24 protein-coding genes and 2 pseudogenes are annotated in these 19,909 nt (G+C 42.3%); 14 read left to right on the top strand and 12 right to left on the bottom strand.

Annotation, left to right across the window (positions count from 1 at the left end; translation table 11 throughout):
- The 5 genes and pseudogenes from ACYTXL_RS31215 to ACYTXL_RS31195 form a co-directional block, all read left to right on the top strand.
- Positions 1-535: pseudogene (locus tag ACYTXL_RS31215) on the top strand (hormogonium polysaccharide biosynthesis glycosyltransferase HpsE); the annotation flags it as partial.
- A gap of 17 nt (positions 536-552) precedes the next feature.
- Complete coding sequence (locus ACYTXL_RS31210; RefSeq protein WP_461928007.1) at positions 553-1,611, top strand: glycosyltransferase; 1,059 nt, start codon at positions 553-555, stop codon at positions 1,609-1,611.
- Complete coding sequence (locus ACYTXL_RS31205) at positions 1,577-2,143, top strand: pilus assembly FimT family protein (protein ID WP_461928006.1); 567 nt, start codon at positions 1,577-1,579, stop codon at positions 2,141-2,143. Before ACYTXL_RS31210 ends, ACYTXL_RS31205 begins: the two co-directional genes overlap by 35 nt.
- Before the next feature lie 36 nt (positions 2,144-2,179).
- Positions 2,180-2,827, top strand: a complete 648-nt coding sequence (locus tag ACYTXL_RS31200) for a TIGR04282 family arsenosugar biosynthesis glycosyltransferase (protein WP_461928005.1) — start codon at positions 2,180-2,182, stop codon at positions 2,825-2,827.
- A 362-nt stretch (positions 2,828-3,189) separates the two neighbouring features.
- Complete coding sequence (locus tag ACYTXL_RS31195) at positions 3,190-3,411, top strand: hypothetical protein (protein WP_461928004.1); 222 nt, start codon at positions 3,190-3,192, stop codon at positions 3,409-3,411.
- 158 nt (positions 3,412-3,569) lie between these two features.
- On the opposite strand, the gene ACYTXL_RS31190 is transcribed toward ACYTXL_RS31195, so the two are convergent.
- From ACYTXL_RS31190 to ACYTXL_RS31165, 6 genes and pseudogenes are all read right to left on the bottom strand, one after another.
- Positions 3,570-4,844 (bottom strand): ribulose bisphosphate carboxylase small subunit, encoded by a 1,275-nt coding sequence (locus tag ACYTXL_RS31190; RefSeq protein WP_461928003.1) that lies wholly within the window; start codon positions 4,842-4,844, stop codon positions 3,570-3,572.
- 95 nt (positions 4,845-4,939) lie between these two features.
- Positions 4,940-5,083, bottom strand: a pseudogene (locus ACYTXL_RS31185) (PIN domain-containing protein); the annotation flags it as partial.
- Entirely contained in the window at positions 5,043-5,606 is a 564-nt protein-coding gene (locus tag ACYTXL_RS31180) for a GDSL-type esterase/lipase family protein (RefSeq protein WP_461928002.1), read from the bottom strand. The pseudogene ACYTXL_RS31185 and the gene ACYTXL_RS31180, both read right to left, overlap by 41 nt.
- A gap of 133 nt (positions 5,607-5,739) precedes the next feature.
- Entirely contained in the window at positions 5,740-6,069 is a 330-nt protein-coding gene (locus ACYTXL_RS31175) for a ribulose bisphosphate carboxylase small subunit (protein WP_461928001.1), read from the bottom strand.
- Between the two features lie 46 nt (positions 6,070-6,115).
- A complete protein-coding gene (gene rcbX / locus ACYTXL_RS31170; RefSeq protein WP_292771902.1) occupies positions 6,116-6,523 on the bottom strand; it encodes a RuBisCO chaperone RbcX in 408 nt (135 codons plus the stop codon).
- Positions 6,524-6,624: 101 nt separating this feature from the next.
- The gene (locus tag ACYTXL_RS31165; RefSeq protein ID WP_335094643.1) at positions 6,625-8,055 is read right to left on the bottom strand and encodes a form I ribulose bisphosphate carboxylase large subunit; all 1,431 of its coding nucleotides are present in this window, start codon (positions 8,053-8,055) and stop codon (positions 6,625-6,627) included.
- Positions 8,056-8,670: 615 nt separating this feature from the next.
- Between ACYTXL_RS31165 and ACYTXL_RS31160 the strand changes: the two genes are divergently transcribed.
- From ACYTXL_RS31160 to ACYTXL_RS31150, 3 genes are all read left to right on the top strand, one after another.
- A complete protein-coding gene (locus tag ACYTXL_RS31160; RefSeq protein WP_461928000.1) occupies positions 8,671-9,777 on the top strand; it encodes a ligand-binding sensor domain-containing protein in 1,107 nt (368 codons plus the stop codon).
- A gap of 132 nt (positions 9,778-9,909) precedes the next feature.
- Positions 9,910-10,680, top strand: coding sequence for a 3-methyl-2-oxobutanoate hydroxymethyltransferase (gene panB / locus ACYTXL_RS31155; protein ID WP_335166711.1), 771 nt, complete (start codon positions 9,910-9,912; stop codon positions 10,678-10,680).
- 26 nt (positions 10,681-10,706) lie between these two features.
- Positions 10,707-10,838 carry a hypothetical protein gene (locus tag ACYTXL_RS31150; RefSeq protein ID WP_461927999.1) on the top strand — a complete coding sequence of 44 codons (132 nt, stop codon included), beginning with the start codon at positions 10,707-10,709 and terminating at the stop codon, positions 10,836-10,838.
- A 3-nt stretch (positions 10,839-10,841) separates the two neighbouring features.
- Here ACYTXL_RS31150 and ACYTXL_RS31145 read toward each other — a convergent pair whose 3' ends face one another.
- Genes ACYTXL_RS31145 through ACYTXL_RS31130 form a run of 4 tightly spaced genes read right to left on the bottom strand, consistent with a single transcriptional unit; the run spans position 10,842 to position 11,742 of the window.
- Complete coding sequence (locus ACYTXL_RS31145) at positions 10,842-11,090, bottom strand: DUF6887 family protein (RefSeq protein WP_334953260.1); 249 nt, start codon at positions 11,088-11,090, stop codon at positions 10,842-10,844.
- On the bottom strand, positions 11,074-11,313 hold the full coding sequence (locus tag ACYTXL_RS31140; protein WP_461927998.1) for a DUF6888 family protein: 240 nt from the start codon (positions 11,311-11,313) through the stop codon (positions 11,074-11,076). Before ACYTXL_RS31140 ends, ACYTXL_RS31145 begins: the two co-directional genes overlap by 17 nt.
- Positions 11,314-11,321: 8 nt before the next feature.
- The gene (locus ACYTXL_RS31135; RefSeq protein WP_461927997.1) at positions 11,322-11,567 is read right to left on the bottom strand and encodes a DUF6887 family protein; all 246 of its coding nucleotides are present in this window, start codon (positions 11,565-11,567) and stop codon (positions 11,322-11,324) included.
- Entirely contained in the window at positions 11,557-11,742 is a 186-nt protein-coding gene (locus ACYTXL_RS31130) for a DUF6888 family protein (RefSeq protein ID WP_461928009.1), read from the bottom strand. Before ACYTXL_RS31130 ends, ACYTXL_RS31135 begins: the two co-directional genes overlap by 11 nt.
- Before the next feature lie 161 nt (positions 11,743-11,903).
- Here ACYTXL_RS31130 and ACYTXL_RS31125 point away from each other — a divergent pair, with 161 nt between their 5' ends.
- The 6 genes from ACYTXL_RS31125 to ACYTXL_RS31100 all read left to right on the top strand — a co-directional run bounded on the left by ACYTXL_RS31125 (position 11,904) and on the right by ACYTXL_RS31100 (position 17,649).
- A complete protein-coding gene (locus ACYTXL_RS31125) occupies positions 11,904-13,532 on the top strand; it encodes a protein kinase domain-containing protein (RefSeq protein ID WP_461927996.1) in 1,629 nt (542 codons plus the stop codon).
- A gap of 120 nt (positions 13,533-13,652) precedes the next feature.
- On the top strand, positions 13,653-13,823 hold the full coding sequence (locus ACYTXL_RS31120) for an addiction module protein (RefSeq protein ID WP_461927995.1): 171 nt from the start codon (positions 13,653-13,655) through the stop codon (positions 13,821-13,823).
- Between the two features lie 298 nt (positions 13,824-14,121).
- The gene (locus ACYTXL_RS31115) at positions 14,122-14,901 is read left to right on the top strand and encodes a Uma2 family endonuclease (RefSeq protein WP_461927994.1); all 780 of its coding nucleotides are present in this window, start codon (positions 14,122-14,124) and stop codon (positions 14,899-14,901) included.
- Positions 14,902-15,127: 226 nt separating this feature from the next.
- Positions 15,128-16,444: an FADH(2)-oxidizing methylenetetrahydrofolate--tRNA-(uracil(54)-C(5))-methyltransferase TrmFO gene (gene trmFO / locus ACYTXL_RS31110; protein ID WP_461928008.1), complete on the top strand. Its 1,317-nt coding sequence runs from the start codon at positions 15,128-15,130 to the stop codon at positions 16,442-16,444.
- Positions 16,445-16,712: 268 nt separating this feature from the next.
- Positions 16,713-17,114, top strand: a complete 402-nt coding sequence (locus ACYTXL_RS31105; protein WP_461927993.1) for a fasciclin domain-containing protein — start codon at positions 16,713-16,715, stop codon at positions 17,112-17,114.
- A 205-nt stretch (positions 17,115-17,319) separates the two neighbouring features.
- Entirely contained in the window at positions 17,320-17,649 is a 330-nt protein-coding gene (locus ACYTXL_RS31100; protein ID WP_461927992.1) for a hypothetical protein, read from the top strand.
- A 40-nt stretch (positions 17,650-17,689) separates the two neighbouring features.
- On the opposite strand, the gene ACYTXL_RS31095 is transcribed toward ACYTXL_RS31100, so the two are convergent.
- Both ACYTXL_RS31095 and ACYTXL_RS31090 read right to left on the bottom strand, forming a co-directional pair.
- Positions 17,690-18,238: a GNAT family N-acetyltransferase gene (locus ACYTXL_RS31095; RefSeq protein ID WP_461927991.1), complete on the bottom strand. Its 549-nt coding sequence runs from the start codon at positions 18,236-18,238 to the stop codon at positions 17,690-17,692.
- Entirely contained in the window at positions 18,235-19,590 is a 1,356-nt protein-coding gene (locus tag ACYTXL_RS31090) for a UDP-N-acetylmuramoyl-tripeptide--D-alanyl-D-alanine ligase (RefSeq protein WP_461927990.1), read from the bottom strand. The genes ACYTXL_RS31095 and ACYTXL_RS31090 overlap by 4 nt, the downstream gene beginning before the upstream one ends.
- Positions 19,591-19,909 lie beyond the last annotated feature (319 nt).

Here is a 19,909-nt window from a genome sequence, read left to right as displayed (position 1 = left end):
AAATCCACATTTGTTTGATGCGGATAATTTAAGACTTCCTCCTGGTGCAGCGCTTGTTGTTCGCAAACAAGTATGGTGTGAAAATGTACCACAACAACCTACTTTAAGTGGGAAGTTGCCTGGGATTTTGGTGCAGGGTGATGACTATGAACCATTGCTTTACATACATTGTGCAGGCTGGCAAATTTGGTATAACCCTACTATGCATAGTTATCATCAAATACCACATTGGCGACTTGAGAGAGATTACCTCCTAACTCTGGCACGCGGCTGTGGCTTGTGTATTTTCCAGTTACGTTTGATAAATACTAAAAATTGGCAAAAACCAATAGTGTTTGTGAAAACTATTTTAGGGAATTTACGCCGAGTATTACGGCACCTTATTCAGTATAGAGGGCAATTAGAAAGTAATCTAATAGCTCTTTTTGAAATGGAATTTTACTTGGCTAGTATGATGAGTCCTTTTTACTCGTTGAAGCTTTATTTTAGGCATTTTTTTGTCAGACAGATAACTATAGAGAATGAAAAAAAGTAATCAATAAAAGCAAATGTATGAGTCATATCTCTGTAATAATACCATCTTATAATAGCGAAAAAACTATAAAAAAAACAATTGAATCCGTTCTAAATCAAAGTTTTTCAGATTTAGAATTAATTGTAATCAATGATGGTTCAAAAGACTCTACACTAGAGATTATTTCAAATTTTAAAGACTCCCGAATAAAAGTATTTTCCTTTGAGAATTCTGGTGGAAATATTAGTCGTAACCGTGGACTAAAATATGCTGTGGGAAAATTTGTTAGTTTTTTAGATGCAGATGATATTTGGACAGCCGATAAGTTGGCAAGCCAGTTGCAGGCTCTGCAAAAAAACTTAGGCGCTAAGGTTGCTTATAGCTGGACTGATTATATCGATGAAAATGGTGAAATCTTACTTTCAGGTACGCATATTACTGTCAATGGTAATGTGTATGAAAAGCTATTAGTAAGTAATTTTCTGGAAAATGGCTCCAATCCTTTGATTTATAGAGAAGCTTTAATTGAATTAGGTGGATTTGATGAATCACTAAATGCTGCTCAGGATTGGGATATGTGGCTGCGATTAGCTTCTAAGTTTGATTTTGTATGTGTACCATCTGTACAAATATTATACCGAATGAGTTCTAATTCAGTTTCTTCTAATCTTGTCAGGCAGGAAAAATCCTGCTTGCAAGTGCTTAAAAGAGCGTACAAAGAAAGACCTTCTCTACGAGACGCTCCCTCGCTTTCGACACTTAAGAATAGTTGGAATCTAAGCCTAGCAAATTTATACAAATATCTTACCTGCAAAGCACTACAAAAGCCGTTTAATCGACAAAGAGGTTTAGCCGCTGCTAGATTTATGTGCAAGTATTTTCTTAACGACCCTTCAAGACTTCAGAATATAAATTTAACCTTAAAATTGTTATTAAAAATTATCATAATTCTTACCTTGCCCACCTTGTTCTACAGTATTACTAATTGGCGCAAAGCAAGAAGCCAACAACCTGAAACATTGTTCAATAGATGGGTAGCTGAAAAACGACCAAAAAACAAAAATGGGTATCCAGGTGCATTTACAATCTCTAGTTAAAGTAAAAAATCTCTTGAATAAGCACTCTAACAGTGGTTTTACCTTACCAGAGATGTTAGTAGTTATTCTATTAATTGGTATATTAGCTACGCTGGGAATACCCAACTGGCTAGCTTTTGTGGACACTCAACGCCTCAACACTGCCCGAAGCGAAGTTCACCTTGCTATGCGCCAAGCCCAAAGGCAATCCATCAAGGATAAATTGACTTGGCAAGCTAGTTTTCGTGAACAAAACGGTATTGTTCAATGGGCAGTTCATCCTGTTACAGTCAACCCATCTAATGCTAACTGGAATAATCTACATTCTAATGTGCGTTTAGATCCGGAAACAACCCTACAAGAAACAAATGGCATCAGGCAAATCCAATTTGATTATAGAGGTAATGTTAAGCAACCACCGCTAGGACGAATAACACTATCTAGCAAGTCTGGTGGTAAAGCTAAACGTTGCATTTTTGTTTCGACGATTTTAGGAGCAATGCGAACAGCAAAGGAGCATACTACAACTAATGATGATAAGTATTGCTATTAAGATATTTTTTGTTGAGTTAGTTAGACAAGGTATTGTGTGCTCAACTTACCAGCAAACCCAAAACAACACTTGATTATTTTCACTCGCTATCCAGAACCAGGGAAGACAAAAACTCGATTGATACCTGTTTTGGGAAGCGTTGGTGCTGCCAATCTTCAACGCCAGATGACTGAATATACCATATTTCAGGTTGAAGAATTGCAAAAAGCCATTGCCATATCTGTGGAAGTGCGGTTTACAGGTGGCGATTTGCAACTCATGCAAGACTGGCTGGGGTTGGATTTGGTTTACCACTCTCAAGGTGAAGGCGATCTAGGTTCGCGGATGGTGCGATCGCTTGGAAATGCCTTTCAATCTGGTGCAGAAAATGTAATTATCATCGGTACAGATTGTCCGGGAGTAAATGCCCAGATTCTAGCAACAGCTTTTGAGAACTTACACGCCTTTGATCTGGTACTTGGACCTGCGAGCGATGGTGGATATTACTTAATTGGTTTGCGCCAACCCATGCCGGAGTTGTTCGTTAAGATCGAGTGGGGGACTGCTCAAGTATTCCAGAAAACTGTGGATATTGCCCAGAAACTGAATTTATCTCATGTGAACTTGTCGCTTTTAGCTGATGTTGACCGACCGGAGGATTTGCCGATTTGGGAACAAGCCCTTGCAGGGAAGATGGAAAAATGAGGTAGATAAGGGACTTCCAAAAAATAAATCATCCCAAATTATTTCTACATTTGTAGGGGTGTATTGCAATACATTGGTGTCAACTTAACCTAGAAGTTAGGCAAGGCATGCTTTCGAGGTTTGACCCTCACAAGAACAGCCCCTCTCCCACTTTTGGGAGAGGGGAGTAAATTCTCTAGTTCCCCTTCTCCCAAGTTGGGAGAAGGGGTTAGGGGATGAGGGCAAAACGTCTTCTCAAAGCAACTTTTTTCTTAAGTTGACACGCATGATTGCAATACGCCTCGACGATAGGATATTTTTCAATTAGAAGTCTCTGAGAGAGATAAGCTGTTCCACATTTAACTTGCATAATTAGGGCGGGCATGACAAGACTTCGGCGTGAGCGCTACTTCTCTACGAGAGGCTGCGCCAACGACAACGCTCAGTACAAGTCAGTCGAACGCTGCCCACCCGACAAGAGTTCCCCAAAAATCGGGATTTGGGTATTGTTAAATATCAACCTAAATCCCGACAGCAAAACACTTTGGATTTATCTCCACACCCCACTTGACATTTTGACGATCGCTTTAAGTTGTCACCAATAGCCAGAGGTTGGGAACGAGAGAGGTTTTTCTTTTGTTTTGGGTAATTCAATGACTTGTGTGTACACCTTAGCCTTACTAAGGAGAGGGATGTCCGATAGGACAGGGTGAGGTTTTAGAGGACTTTTGGGTAGCGATCGCACTTTATCATTTATCTACGCCTAATTTCTTCCATGCGGACGATGAATAATCGTCTCCACCACCCGCCGCTTGGCTTTTGGATCAATACCTACCAAGCGCACATACTCACCGCTATATTCTGTCAGAGTTGATTCCAAATTTGAGATTGCATCAGACTCGCTATCAATGTGGCTATGAACACAACTTTGCCAAGAACCTGTGCGGAAACGGCGCTCATCTACGTGTTCAATACTAATTTTGTAACCTTGAGATAAGAGTTCCCGAATTTGTCCTTGTGTCTCTAGGGTCAAATGTGGGCTTGATACTTCCTCTTTCGGGAATCCATTACTTTTTGCTTTTTGAGTTGCGGCATTTGACGGCTGACTAATTGGTGTTACAGCAGCAGGTGGTGGAGATTGATCAGAATTTCTACCTCGATTGAGTCGGTTATAATCATCAACCAAATGAGAATTTTCCACCCGTTTTTGTTCACCAACGAGGAAGTTACCAGACTCGATTAAGTGAGACAGCTTGAAATCTGGCTTTTTAAATTCTGGTGGACCTTCAACGCTATTCACCACACTCAACGATACCCGCTCAAAACCTACTTGATGGATGTAGTTGCGGATTTGTTCGTCATAAATGCGTGATCGCAAAGCGCTAAAAAAGTCAATCGACTGATTGACAAAAGTATCAACTAGCTGTTCAACTTCCTTCTGTGACAGTCCATCCGCTTCAAAAATCCCCTTGACAATTCCCACCTTGTCGTCTCGGTTTGGTTCCCAGTAGAACTTCTCCATCCGTCCATCCCGAATTAACGGTGCATAGAGGGTGGAAAAATCATTACCTGTGACAATAATCGGCACACGACGTAAAGGCGTAGAATCATAGCTTCCAGGCAACTGCACATCTGTAGGATTATCAGCAATATTCATCAGTGTGGCATTCACCAACTGCGTATTTACAGTATATTGAGTGCCTTCATCAAAGCGTCCAGCACCCGCATCTAAATCGTTAATCATCAGTACACACATTTTGCCGCGTACTTTGATCAGTTCCGCAGTTTCCCGATAGCGCAGCCGAATCAACCGCGCTGGATCTCCTGCATCTGGACTTTCCAATTCACCGCCAGAGATGTTAGTTACCTCGATACCCATTTTCTCGAAGACTAATTGACATTGAAATGTTTTGCCTTCTCCTTTGCGTCCGTGAATACCCAAAATCACGGGAACTCGCACACCAGGAAGCTTGAGAAAGTTTTTGGTAATGTGGACAGCGAGTTTATCCAGAAAGCGGGGAGCGATGTAATAACCCATAAAATTATCTTTGCCTAGCAGTGCTTAAAGTAATGTTAAGTTTTTTTGGTGATTAGTGTTTATTTATCTATCTTTTGGTAGAAAAGGAGCGCTATCTACCATATACGCCTAATTGGATATGCATCAAAAATTTTATCAGCACTTAGTATAGGTGTATTTTAAACTATCGACTGTGCAATTAAAATCCGGTCGAAAGGGTCACGATGATGCAAAGGTAGTGTAGCAACAATAGTAACGTGCCTCATTTATCCAGATGTTTGATTTTTCTAATATCGGAAAAACATCTAAATAAGGCACATTTAATTCATTACAAATCAAAGCATACTGTTTAGATAAATCGGTATTTCTCTGCCTACTTTGAGGGTTTTCTTGTTCTGGATATGGTGCAAAACCAACCATCAACACAGGGTACAACTTTTGAGCTTCACTTAAAATTTCACGGGTATTTTTGATAGAATCTGCTAAATCTACGCGAGTTTTACCATTTTCTACTGTTGTGTCATTTAATCCAAAGGAAAATATAACCCTGCCATCATATTCTTTGGGTAAACGAAGTGATACTTCCTGTAACCAACGCTTTGCTATATCAGTACTAGTATCTCGCCTAATTCTTAAATTATAGTAGGTGATATCATAGCCTTTTTTATTAGCATTAGCACATATCCTGCCTGTCCAACCAAGACATTCTGGATCGCCAGTAGCATTAACAAAAGAGTCACCAACAAAACAAATTCTTACATCCGGGAGATACTGTAATTCCATTTATTACCTTCTTAAAAATAACTCCGCGTCCCTTTGCGTCCCTCTGCGTTTCAAAACAAATCTAACAAATAGGAGAGGCAGATAATTCTACCTCTCCTATGGAAATAAACCAATTACTTAAAGCTTGCTAACCTTAGTATTTGTTAGGTTTGTGAACAAGAAAGCTGAGAATTTGGCACTGCTTGATGTTGTCAAAACCCACAACCCGAATATAGCTGGTGTTGAATTGAGAACGGCATCCTTGAACTTCGCTCAATACTTCTTGAGTGGATTTAGCACCAAACAAAGGCAGCTTCCACATTGTCCAATATAATTCTGTAGGGTCAGAAGTTTCGTTAAACTCGATCGCTGGAATGTAACCTTGATTCAAAATGTACTGGATCTGCTTGGCAATTTGAGCATCAGACAGAGGGGGCAGATAAGAAAGGGTTTCGTAACGACGCTCTTTTGGTAAAGTTTGCATAGCTTTTGATAATGGGTTGTGATTTTTTACTACTAGGTTGACCGAACTAATTCGATAAGTTATCTAAATTCGGATCTGAACTTGCTTGCTGTTCTGGTTGCAGACTGGGGTTTGATGTGTCTATTCGGGTGATGCGTTCTAAATGCTGGCGACGCTGTTCCATGTTGGCTTGCTGAATGCCAGTACGAACCATTTCCGGTAAAAAATCAATGACTTCTTCCGCAATATGTTCTCTGACAGTCATGATTCGCAAAGCCAAATCTGGTTTTTCTTGCAACAGTTGCTCAATGTATGATTCACCATTCTGAATTTTGCCAGACGAAAAGTTATGCAACCAAAGTTCTAATGGAGGATTCGTTTCGCCTAGCTGTGCCAACACTGTCCTTAGAGCCTGATAAGTCAGATAACTTTGGAGAGTCTTGGCTGTGTCCTTCGCAATTTGCTTAAGATTCATGCTTGACCCCAGCCGTCAACAGTTATGAGTTATGAATTAAGAGTTATGAGTTATGAATTAATGTAACTCTTAACTCCTAACTTCTAACTCCTAACTTTTGATCAGACGGTATCCATAGCTTCAAACTCGAACTTGATTTCTTTCCACAGTTCGCAAGCAACGGCTAATTCAGGAGACCACTTAGCGGCTTCGCGGATAATGTCGTTACCTTCACGAGCCAAGTTGCGGCCTTCGTTACGAGCTTGGATGCAAGCTTCTAAAGCTACGCGGTTAGCTGTAGCACCTGGAGCATTACCCCAAGGATGACCGAGAGTACCACCACCAAATTGCAGCACGGAGTCATCACCAAAGATTTCTACGAGTGCAGGCATGTGCCAAATGTGGATACCACCAGAAGCAACAGCAAATACTCCAGGTAGAGAAGCCCAGTCTTGGGTAAAGTAGATACCGCGAGACTTGTCTTGTTCTACGTAGTTTTCACGCAACAAGTCAACGAAGCCCATTGTGATCCCGCGTTCACCTTCGAGTTTACCAACCACTGTTCCGGTGTGGATGTGATCACCACCAGACATCCGCAGGGCCTTAGCCAAAACGCGGAAGTGGATACCGTGGTTCTTTTGACGGTCAATAACGGCGTGCATAGCGCGGTGAATGTGCAACAGAATACCATTGTCACGACACCAACGAGCCAATGTGGTGTTGGCGGTGAAACCTGCGGTGAGGTAGTCGTGCATAATGATAGGCTGTTTGAGTTCTTTAGCGAACTCAGCCCGCTTCAGCATTTCTTCACAGGTGGGAGCTGTGACGTTTAGGTAGTGACCTTTGATTTCACCGGTTTCAGCTTGAGCTTTGGCAATAGCTTCAGATACGAACAAGAAGCGATCGCGCCATCTTTGGAATGGAGCAGAGTTGATGTTTTCGTCGTCTTTGGTGAAGTCCAAACCACCGCGTAAGCACTCGTATACAGCGCGTCCGTAGTTTTTAGCCGAAAGACCTAATTTGGGCTTAATTGTACAACCCAACAAAGGACGACCGTATTTGTTTAACTTGTCACGCTCAACTTGAATACCGTGGGGAGGTCCTTGGAAAGTCTTCAGATAAGCTACAGGAATCCGCAAGTCTTCCAGACGTAGCGCTCGCAAAGCTTTGAAACCAAATACGTTGCCTACAATGGAGGTCAACATATTGGTTACAGAACCTTCTTCAAACAAATCCAAAGGATAGGCAATGTAGGCAATGAATTGGTTGTCATCACCAGGAACGGGTTCGATGTCGTAGCAACGACCTTTGTAGCGATCAAGGTCGGTGAGCAAATCTGTCCACACAGTTGTCCAAGTACCAGTGGAAGACTCAGCCGCTACAGCCGCAGCTGCTTCTTCTGGGGGAACTCCAGGCTGAGGTGTAACACGGAATGCCGCTAAAATGTCTGTATCTTTCGGTGTGTAATCGGGTGTGTAATAAGTTAGTCTGTAATCTTGAACCCCGGCTTTATACCCAGTTTTGCTCTGAGTCTTAGTTTGAGCGTAAGACATATTTTATCCTTCTCAGAAATCTCTCTTTTACTTATCAAATCACGTTTTTTGCAACTTCGCTCATCCCGCTCTTTCCCTTCTTCAGAGGGAAGAAGATCAGGAAAATTTTTTTAAGGGTCGCTTTTAGTAGAGGGTAGAGTTTTTGGCGGTGGACACTTTGGCAGGGTTGGTAATCTTCCTTACCACTGTTTTCACCATCTAGGGGTATACAACCTAGTGTTTTTACTGTTCCCTGCTATACTTATAGCGAAAGAAAAAAGAATTGCACACCACGTAATTTGTAGCTTGTCTCACAATATATCAATAATTTGATAAGTTATTCTTTGAAAGTTTTTAACTTACCTATTTAATTTTGTTATCACAGAGAGATTTAAACATTTTGTAACAAAAAGTTTACAAAACGTCATTAATAACTGTAAAGAATCTTTTGGGGAGTGGGGAGTTAGGAGTGGGGAGTAGAGACGCGATTAATCGCGTCTCCACAGGAGTGGGGAGTTACAAGAATTGTTTGCCCCATGCCCAATACCGATTAAATTTGAGAAAAATTGCCTATGACGGTTAAAAAATCTCAGCGAGGGGAACACTGGAATTAACCCAAAGCGAGTTTAGGTAGCGATGGGTATTGTCTCCGAAGGAAATGTCACCGTGGTATTGTTTTGCAAGCATACTAGTTTATTGATTAGTTCTATTTTGTTGGGGTTGATAGCTTTGCCAAGTATGGGATGGGCACAAAAAACCCCTGAGATTAATTCGTCTGATGTAACTCCTGTTTACCCACCTTCCCCACCGCCCCCGCAAGTACAACCCTTGCCAGATGAGCGGCGAGTGCAAGAACATTCGCCAGAAATTGATTATCGTGTCAATAACTTACTGGGAGATGTTACAGGCAATCTTTGGGTAGGTTCTGGGCGGGGACTATCGCGGATTGATCCTAAAACCGGCAAGATTATTTCTCGTGTTAGCTTGCCAAGTGTTGCCATTGGTGCTTTAGCTCAAGACAAAGTAGGACGTTTGTGGGTAGGAAGTTCTGAGGGACTGATCCGAGTAGACCCGCGCACTAACGAAATCACCGCGCAGAATTTATTTTTGCCTTCTAAACGGGTGTTGTCTCTGTTACTTGACAAGCGGGGTTATTTGTGGGTGGGAACCGATAATGGTTTAGCTTTAATTAGTCCCGACCAAGGCTTGATTATGACAACATTAAAAAATCTGCCTGGTGTCAGCGCCAACACCCTGACTTTAGATGCTGAAGGTCAACTGTGGGTTGGCACTCTTGATGGATTAGTGCGGGTAAATACTGCTAGTGCTGCGATTATCAAGCGGATAGCAGATTTGCCAGGGACGACTGTACAAGCTTTAGCTATTAGTCCAGAAGGATTGATTTGGGCGGGAATGCCGAATAATTTGCTAGTTATTAACCCAAAAACTGGTGCAGTGTTGCGCTCTGTAACTCGCCTGCGTGGGCGTAATGTGACGGTGGTACGTTTTGCTAAAGATGGTAGTGTCTGGGTCGGGACTAATAATGGTTTGTTACGATTAAATCCAAATACAGGAGCTGTGTTAGATGCAGAAGTTGCTGGACTTCCTTCTAGTCGGGTTCTTGCCCTTGCACCTGACATTAGCAATAAATTATGGATCGGCACTAGTGAAGGTCTAGCTTGGTTAATGCCCAAAATGGGTAGTGCAAAACCCCATATTGCTTTTAGTCACGCCGTTAAATAATTAGTTAAAAGTTAGGAGTTAAGAGTTAGGAGTTATAAGTTAAAGAATTTTTAAATTCAAAACTCCTCACTTCTCACTCAGCACTCCTCAGTCAGCACTCACTACTCAGCACTAGCACTCAGCACTCAAAAAATGGCAATCACTACCCAGCAATTAATTCAATGGAAACAACAGGGACGTGCAATTGTGGCGTTGACGGCCTGGGATTATGCGATCGCTCAACTCCTTGACGCAGCTGGTGTAGACTTAATCCTCGTGGGTGACTCTATGGCAGTAGTTTTAGGGTATGAAACAACACTGCCCATAACTTTGGATGAAATGATATATCACGCCAAATCCGTGCGTCGAGGAGTTAAACGTGCATTAGTGGTTGTAGATTTACCATTTTTGACCTATCAAGAAAGTCTCCAGCAAGCGATGCACTCAGCTGGGCGGGTATTGAAGGAAACAGGCGCTCAAGCGGTAAAATTGGAAGGTGGCTATCCAGCGATCGCTGAAACTATAGCTCGTTTAGTACAAGTTGGAATTCCGGTAATGGGTCATGTAGGTTTGACACCGCAATCAATACATCAACTTGGTTTGCGACAACAGGGAAAGAGCCAGGAAACGGGTGAAAGAATTTTAAATGAAGCGATCGCTCTGGAACAAGCTGGTGTATTTTCTTTAGTGTTAGAGCATATCCCCGCAGATTTAGCAATGCAGATTACACAAAAATTGAGCATTCCGACAATTGGTATCGGTGCAGGAATTCACTGCGATGGACAAGTTTTAGTTACCTCAGATGTCATCGGACTTACCGAGAAACGTCCACCCTTTGCCAAGGTTTATACAAACTTGCGGGAGACGATTACCAAAGCTGTGCAAGATTATGCCTTAGAAGTGCGCGATCGGAAATTTCCATAATAGCTAATTATTGCAAAAAAGCAGATTTGGAAAGACAGCAAAAAGAACAAGCTCAACAACAGTTACAGCAGTCTGAATTATTGTTAGAACAGGAACGTCAACGGGGTGAAAGCTTGGCGCAAAAACTGAGAGACATAGGTGTGAATCCAGACGAGTAAGCCTTAACTTTGAGAATCTTGCTTTCTTTTATTTGCTTGCTCAATTCGTTGCTTAATTGCTTCTTCTGCGATGCGAATATTTTCTTCTATTGGTGTACCGTCTGCTGTCACCATTGGCCCATACCATGTTGCTTCGGAGTCGGGAGGATTACGGCGACTAAACAGGACACGAATAGCTTCATCATCATCTCGGTGTGCAAGTATATAAGCTGTTAGTTCTTTGCTAGTCATTGCTTCAAAGTTCGGTTTCATTCAAAAACCTCCAAAGTCCACTAGGGGGTACGATAATTTGAATATTCTCGCCTGCCAAAATATACACATCTCTAGTTTGGATTTCAAAACGAAACAGATGAATATCTTTGTAAGTGTTTGACAACATTTGGCAGACTCGCACACAGGCTTGTGCTTGTTCGTTGGTTGGGTTGATTGTCTGTTCCTCAATTGTGATATGGACAATATAAACACCAAAAGGCAACTTAAGCCTTAACTCTGAGAATCTTGCTTTCTTTGATTTGCTTGCTCAATGCGCTGCTTAATTGCTTCTTCTGCTATGCGAATATTTTCTTCTATTGGCATACCATCTTCAGTCACCATTGGCCCGTACCATGTAGCTTCCGAGTCAGGAGTGCGGCGGCTAACTAATATATCTAAAGCTTCTAAATCTTCCCGATGTGCAAACACATAAGCTCTTAGTTCTTTTGTGGACATTTGGGCAAAATTAGGTTTCATCGATAAACCTCCAGTCTCCACTAGGAAAAATCATGATTTGAATATTATCACCTGCCAGAATGAATATGTATCCCTTGAGTTCATTAAAACGGAATAGTTGGATGTTGCGATAACCATTAGATAGCATCTGGCAGACACGCACACAGGCTAAAGCTTGTTCGTTGGTTGGGTTGATTGTCTGTTCCTCAATTGTGACATAGATAATAGTAAGCCTTGGCGACTTATTGCAAACCCTGTTGCTTATAAAAACTCTACTTATCTACTATTTTGCGATTTATCCGAGGAATAGCTTATAGCTAGGCGATAATAAATACATTGCCCCACACAAGCACAGTTATGATCTGCTGCCTTAATCCAGATTGCCACAATCCGCCCAATAGCGATCGCACAATGTTTTGCTCAAACTGCGGCACAGGATTGGTAGTGCTGAGAAACCGCTATCGCCCAATTAAATCATTAGGTGGTGGAGGATTTGGTCAAACTTATTTGGCAGAAGATATCGACAAACTAAATGAGCATTGTGTAATCAAGCAATTTGCACCGCAAGTTCAGGGAACAGGCGCACTGCAAAAGGCCACAGAACTATTTGAGCAAGAAGCAAAGCGACTGCAACAGTTAGGAAACCATCGCCAAATTCCCACACTGTTGGCGTATTTTAACGAAGATAATCGCCTGTATTTGGTGCAAGAGTTTATCGACGGGCAAAATTTATTGGCGGAATTACAACAGCAGGGAATTTTCAATGAGCAAAAAGTCAGAGAATTATTGCTTGATTTGTTAGATATTCTCAAAACAGTTCATCAACAAAAAGTCATTCACCGCGATATCAAGCCAGAGAATATCATTCGTCGCGGTGATGGTAAGTTGGTGCTGATTGACTTTGGTGTATCCAAACAATTGACAGCAACGGTGATGACGCAACCAGGAACAGCGATCGGTTCCTTTGGTTATGCGCCACTGGAACAAATGCAAGGAGGTGAAGCTTACCCAGCCAGTGATTTATATAATGTTGGTGCAACTTGCTTTCACCTGTTGAGTGGAATTCACCCTTGGGAACTGTGGAAACGACAAGGTTATGGTTGGGTTGCTAGTTGGAGACAGTATTTGCAAAAACCAGTGAGTCAGGATTTGGGGCGGATGCTGGATAGATTGTTGCAAGAAGAATACCAGGAGCGTTATCAGTCGGCGGCGGAAGTGTTACAAGATTTAAATCTCCCGCAACGACATTCAGTAACCGTAAATACAACCCAACCAGCAGTAGTGCCAACAAAACTGCTAGTACAACCCAGAGTATCCCTCCTCCAAACAGCATTAAGAAAACTCTGGATTATTCTGTTTGCGGGAGAAGTAATCCGTACCCTTAGGGGGAATTCTACCTCGGTTAATTCCGTCGCCATTAGCCCAGATGGCAAAACCCTTGCCAGTGATAGTGGTAACAATATCAAACTGTGGAATTTAGCAACAGGAAAGCAAATCCGCACTCTCAGAGAGTATTCTGCCTGTGTTTGTTTCTTTGCCTTCAGCCCAGATGGCAAAACAGTTGCCAGTGGTTGTTATGACAACATCGTCAAACTGTGGAATCTCGCAACAGGAGAGCAAATCCGCACCCTCACAGGGCATTCTGAGGTGCTTAACGTCGCCATTAGCCCAGATGGCAAAACAGTTGCCAGTAGTAGTCTTTACACCATGACCATCAAAATTTGGGATCTCGCAACAGGAGAGCAAATCCGCACCCTCACAGGGCATTCTTACACAGTTAATTCCGTCGCCTTTAGCCCAGATAGCAAAACCCTTGCCAGTAGTAGTTTTAACACGATCAAACTGTGGAATCTCGCAACAGGAAAGCAAATCCGCACTCTTACAGGGCATTCTGAGCAGGTTTATTCCCTCGCCTTCAGCCCAGATGGCAAAACCCTTGTCAGTGGTAGTTATGACAAAACCATCAAAATTTGGCGGCTAAAGTAGTGTTAGCGGATAGCTAAGGTTTAGCCCGTGCTGAGTTAGGAGTTTTGAATATTTAGCTAGAAACAGAAAAAGTAACCTAAACTAAAATCACAATAACCTGCTATTAAATGTGAAAAAAGTATGGTTAACACCTATGATGAAATCTTCGATGCTGCATTGTCACTACCTCCAGGGTTAAGAGCAATGCTTGCTGAACATTTGTTTAAAAGTCTGGATGCTGAAAATCAATTAGAAATTGATACTCTGTGGGCGGAAGAAGCAGAGAAAAGACTTCAAGCTATTAACATTTAATCCGCGTACACAGAGATGGTCTGATAATTTTACTTAGAGTTTTGATGCTACAACACTTTAAGGTTTAACTATTATTGGTAGGGCGACAATTGTTTGCTTGCGAATGAATAATCCAGTTATACTTATTGCCCGACGACGTTGGACAATTAGTGGTTGGCATCCTCCTGATGATTAATTTGAAGAGTTTCTTCGCATCTGCAATCAAGATTATCTGGATCTATAGCTAAAATCAATATTAACGCGATCGCTATCTCAACTATAAATCTCAGCTAAAAACCCCATACTTGGAGGTGCAGCAATGGTACAACAAGTAACACCAGAAACCACCATCGAAGTCATCTACCCAGAAAGCGACGGACAGCCAATGGCGGATAATACAGAACAATTTGCATGGATTGTCAAAATTAAAGAAAATTTAGAAATCTTATTTGCATCGCTAGCTGATGTATTTATCGCCGGAGATTTGTTTTGGTATCCAGTTCAAGGAAACCCTAATATTAAACAAGCGCCCGATACGATGGTAGTCTTTGGCAGACCAAAAGGAAAACGGAGTTCCTATTTACAGTGGAATGAAAATAATATACCACCACAGGTAGTATTTGAAATTCTATCGCCAGGTAACACCCTCAAAGAAATGACCAAAAAATTGCAGTTTTACCAGCGTTACGGCGTGGAAGAATATTATATTTATGATCCTGATAAGAACGATTTAAATGGCTTGCTGCGTTCTGGGGATAGTTTTGAAGTGATCGAAGAGATGAATGGCTGGGTAAGTCCGCGTTTGGGAATCTGTTTTACACTGACACTGGATACCCTGGAAATTGTTTCTCCCACCGGACAAAAGTTTTTAAGCCCCGGAGAAATTGACCAGTTACGGGAACAAGAACGCCAACGTGCAGAACAGGAACGTCAAGCAAAGGAAGCGGCTTTACAAGAATTAGAAGCGGCTTCACAAGAAAAAGAAGCGGCTTTACAAGAAAAGGAAGCGGCTTTACAGGAATTAGAAAAAGAGCGCGATCGCTATCAAGAATTGTTAGCGAAACTCAAACAAAAGGGAATTGACACAGATAATTTATAATTGCTGCTGTTGATGGTGCGTTATGCTGTCGCTACTGGCTATAGCGTTTCCTAATCACATGAGGTACATCATAGCCCCCTCCTCGCTTGCTCTTAGGGGGTTGGGGGTGGGGTTCTTGTACCTCACTCAAACAAGAACCGCTATATGTCTAAAACGCCCTAGTTGTTGATACGTCCTAGCGCCGATGCTGATGGATACTTATGATGTAGGAACTAAAAATTTAACTATGGAACAACAACCGATACAAGTAATTGGAGGTGGACTAGCTGGAACAGAAGCAGCGTGGCAAATAGCCCAAGCTGGAGTGCCTGTAATTTTATATGAAATGCGTCCAAAACGATTTAGTCCTGCTCATCATACAGAAGATTTAGCAGAATTAGTCTGTAGTAATTCCTTTGGGGCAATGGCAAGCGATCGCGCGGCGGGATTAGTGCACGAAGAGTTACGTCAACTGGGTTCGATCGTCATTTCTAAAGCTGATGAACACGCCGTACCTGCGGGTGGGGCGCTAGCCGTCGATAGAGGACAATTTGGCCAAGACTTGACTCAAACTTTAGCTAGCCATCCTTTAATTGAATTTCGCCGGGGTGAAGTGTCTGCAATTCCAGAAGGAGTTGTAGTTTTGGCGACTGGGCCATTAACCAGCCCCGACTTAGCCGAGGATTTGCGCCGTTTTACCGGGATGGAATACCTCAGCTTTTTTGATGCGGCTAGTCCGATTATTGTGGGAGAATCGATTAACCATGACGTTGCTTTTATGGCATCACGTTATGACAAAGGTGAAGCCGCTTATCTCAACTGTCCAATGAATAAAGAGCAGTATTTGCACTTTCAAGAAGAACTTTGTAAAGCTGAACAAACAGAACTCAAAGGTTTTGAAAGGGAAACGGCGAAATTTTTTGAAGCTTGTTTACCCATAGAAGAACTAGCACAGAGGGGGGAAGATACCATGCGCTACGGCCCCCTAAAGCCAGTGGGATTGTCAGATACTCGCACCGGGGAACGCCCTTATGCTGTAGTGCAGTTGCGACAAGAAGATAAAGCCGGTCAACTGTGGAATATGGTAGGATTTCAAACTAATCTGCGTTGGGGTGAGCAAAAGCGAATATTTCAGCTAATTCCCAGTTTGGAAAAGGCGGAGTTTGTCCGGCTGGGAGTGATGCACCGCAACACTTTTATTAATGCCCCTCAGTTAATGTATCCGACTCTGCAATTTAAAGAGCGTCCGACATTGTTAGCTGCTGGACAGTTGATTGGTACTGAAGGCTACACTGCTGCGGCTGCGGGTGGTTGCTTGGCGGGAATTAATGCAGCGCGGCTAGCTTTGGGTAAAGAAACTTTGATTTTACCACCAACAACAATGATCGGTGCGTTATTGGAATTTATTAGTTCCGCTTCGCCGAAGCATTTCCAACCAATGCCGCCGAACTTTGGGATTTTTCCGGAATTGGGTGCGAAAATCAAAAGTAAACAAGAGCGTTATGGACGTTACCGCGATCGCTCTTTAACTGACTTGGCAAACTGGAAAGCTAATCATAATTAGGCATGGGGCATGGGGCACTTGTACTGAGCGAAGTCGAAGTATTGCCTAAGTTTTTTAGACGCATCTTCAAAAAGAAATGGTATCAAGAGCTTCTTCTCTCACACTCCCTGTTTACACCAGTTTTCATGTATTTGAACCACATCTGTTGTAGGGGCACAGCAATGCTGTGCCCTTACCGCGTGGTCTATTTACCTGAAAATAGCTGTAATAAAACTTCAAATAGGTTTATTATCCTTTAAAATCTTTTACAGAGATTTAGGTAAGATATATGCCTGATATTGTTGATATTGCTGTTACGGCTGAGTCTTTCAAAACACTAGTAGCGGCTGTACAAGCGGCTGGTTTAGTAGAAACATTAAAAAGTCCTGGCCCGTTCACTGTCTTTGCACCAAATGACGATGCTTTTGCCAAGTTACCAGCAGGAACTATCCAAACTCTGTTACAGAATATTCCCCAGCTAACGCGGATTTTAAAGTATCATGTCGTTCCAGGAAAGCTACTACAAGCTGATTTGGCACAACTCGGTACGGTTAATTCTGTCGAAGGTTCACCGATTAAAATTCATTCTTCTGATGGTTTTGAAATTAAAAATGCCACAGTCTTAGCAGCAGATATCAAAGCTGATAATGGTGTGATACACATTATCGATACAGTGATTTTACCGGGTTAATTCAGCTAGGGTGGGTGTTTTCCACCCTCCTGATCCAAAATTTTTATAATTAACTAACTATTGGTAGTATCAAAATACAGCCAACGAGTTTAATTTATGTTATATTTGTAAAGTGATTACTCACTGATATGTTAATTTATCTTTCGTTATTTTAAAATAAAATAAATTAAATTATTAAAAAGCTAACATCTATCCCAAGAAATTAATGCTCGATCTTAACACCTTAGCTGATTTATCTCGTGGCAACTGCATAAGTATTTGTGCATTTCTGGTACCAGCGAATTTGCTTGTGACAATTTTAACGATCAGCCTAGTAGCCTTACGTCGCCCATTGCATCAAGTCTGGCAATCTGCCGGAATTGCCAGCTTTTTCGCTTCTGTAATGATACTGCACGTATATACTTGGTTCCTGATTGGCGTGGTGATGCCTCCTACTTATATTTTGCTGTGGCTAGCAATTACCTGTTTGGTAGCTAACTTGGCAGCAATTCTTTTTCAAAGACGTTACAGTAACAGCCCTAGTCTTTCCAACTGAAGTCTATCGAGCGTCTATTGGTGAGATTTTCTGAAAATCATCATTTAACGCCTCTCCATTCATGCTCAAGGATGGCATATAGCCAAGAGTCTCGCCATTCTCCTTTAATCCAATGGTGTTCTCGCAAATATCCTTCCTCCTGCATTCCGATTTTTTGCATAACTCGTGCTGAGGCAATGTTTTCTGGGTGACAAGTCGCAAAGATGCGATGTAAGCCTAACTCCTGAAAACCAAATGATAGAACTGCTTTTATCGCTTCAGTTGCATATCCTTGTCCCCAAAATTCCTTAGTGAAACAGTATCCAATAGAGCCTGTTTTGTTGCCAGTATCCTTAACAGATATGCGACTGATACCAATTAATTGCTTTTGGGGTTTTAAAGTCACTGCCAAGGCAAAATGCTGACGGGGTTCTTCCCCTTGCAATGAAATCTCTCTTTGCAAAAAATTCTTGGTATCTTCTTCACTATTAGGGCCAAAGGTCAAATAACGCACAACTTCACGATCGCTAGCATATTGATGAACCCCTGGCCAATCTGATTCTACAAAGTCTCGCAGTCTGAGACGTTGGGTTTCTAGCGGTAGATTCATTTGGGAAATTCTGCACGTAACTGATTGACTACCCGATCTAATCCCACAGAATGGGCGGCTTTGAATAATAAACGATCGCCTGCTTGGACAAATGTCTTCAACCTAGCCAGCAAATCAGCCTGAGTTGCAAAGCACTCCGATGGGATACCTTGGGCACTAAGGGCGATCGCTTCGGCATCTTGTCCATCTACCAAAACCAACAAGCCGTCTAAATTCAACTTTCGCACTGTTTCTCCCACTCGCTGGTGCAACTGCTGCGATCGCTCTCCCAATTCTTTCATTGCACCCAATACGGCAATCTTACGCTTTCCGGGTGTGTCTGCCAATAATTGCAACGCTGCGATCATGGCTTCCGGTGCAGCATTATAAGTTTCATCTAAGATTACCACATCATTGGGTAAAGTAAATCGCTGCGATCGGCCTGTGGGCATATTCACCATCACACCTGCTTTCAGGCTTGCCCAATCGATTCCCAACACCTTTGCCACCGCTAAAGCTGCCAAGAAATTAGTCGCATTGTGACGACCAGGCAACGGTAGAGGTAGTTGGATTCCGGCGACTTCCACAGTCTCGTGATCAATTAACTGCCCTTGAATATCCCCACCAGAAAAGCCGTAAGTCAAAACTTCTCCGTCCCAAACTGAAGCCGCCGTCGTAATTAATAGGGGATTGTCGTGGTTGAGAATTGCTACGCTATCAGCAGACATTTCGGCTAATAACTCACATTTTGCCTGAGCGATCGCTTCTTCCGAACCCAGTAACTCAATATGCGCCGTTCCCACATTGGTAATCACTCCAATTGTTGGACGCGCTATTTGCGTCAGTTCGGCAATTTGTCCTCTACCCCGCATCGCCATTTCAATCACGGCGTAGTCATCTTCTGCGCCAAGTTCTAGGAGAGTTTTCGGGACACCAATTTCATTGTTAAAATTTTCATAAGTTTTATGAACTCGTCCTTTTGTCCCTAAAACTGCGGCAATCAATTCTTTAGTTGTAGTTTTGCCCACCGAACCTGTGATGCCAATTACAGGAATATTAAAGCGATCGCGCCACCATCTGCCAATTTGTTGATATGCCTTCAGGGTGTTTTTTACCTGTAATATCGGAAATGCCGGATTTTCGTATTCAAAATCTACAATTGCAGCAATTGCACCCTTTGCGATCGCAGTTGGCACAAATTCATGTCCATCAAACTTATCGCCTCGTAAAGCTAGAAATACTTCACCCGGTTTTATGCTACGGCTATCTGTTTGTATACCGCTACTTACTTGTGTTAAAGCAGCTTCAGATAAGTTTCCAGTCTGAGCCAAAATAACTTCAACCAGTTGGGTTAGGGTGACAGAACAATGCATAAGTAATTTACAATTTAAAGTTCCAAATTATAAAATCGGATTATGACACAATACTGCATTGAACAACAAGATTTGTGATATCATGTCCGGGCAATTAAGCATAATACCCGGAACCCCAAAGAGCCAAAGCTGCACTTTAGCTCCCCTAATACTATTTCACTAAAACCCTGATACATATAGATTTCCCGTAGGGGCACAGCATTGCCCATACGTGTCAACTTAAGGTAGAAGTTAGGCAAGGCATGCTTTCGAGGTTTGACCCTCACAAGAACAGCCCCTCTCCCAATTTTGGGAGAGGGGAGCAAATTCTCTAGTTCCC

This window comes from Nostoc sp. (assembly GCF_054880495.1).
This window is presented reverse-complemented; position numbering and strand designations above follow the sequence as displayed.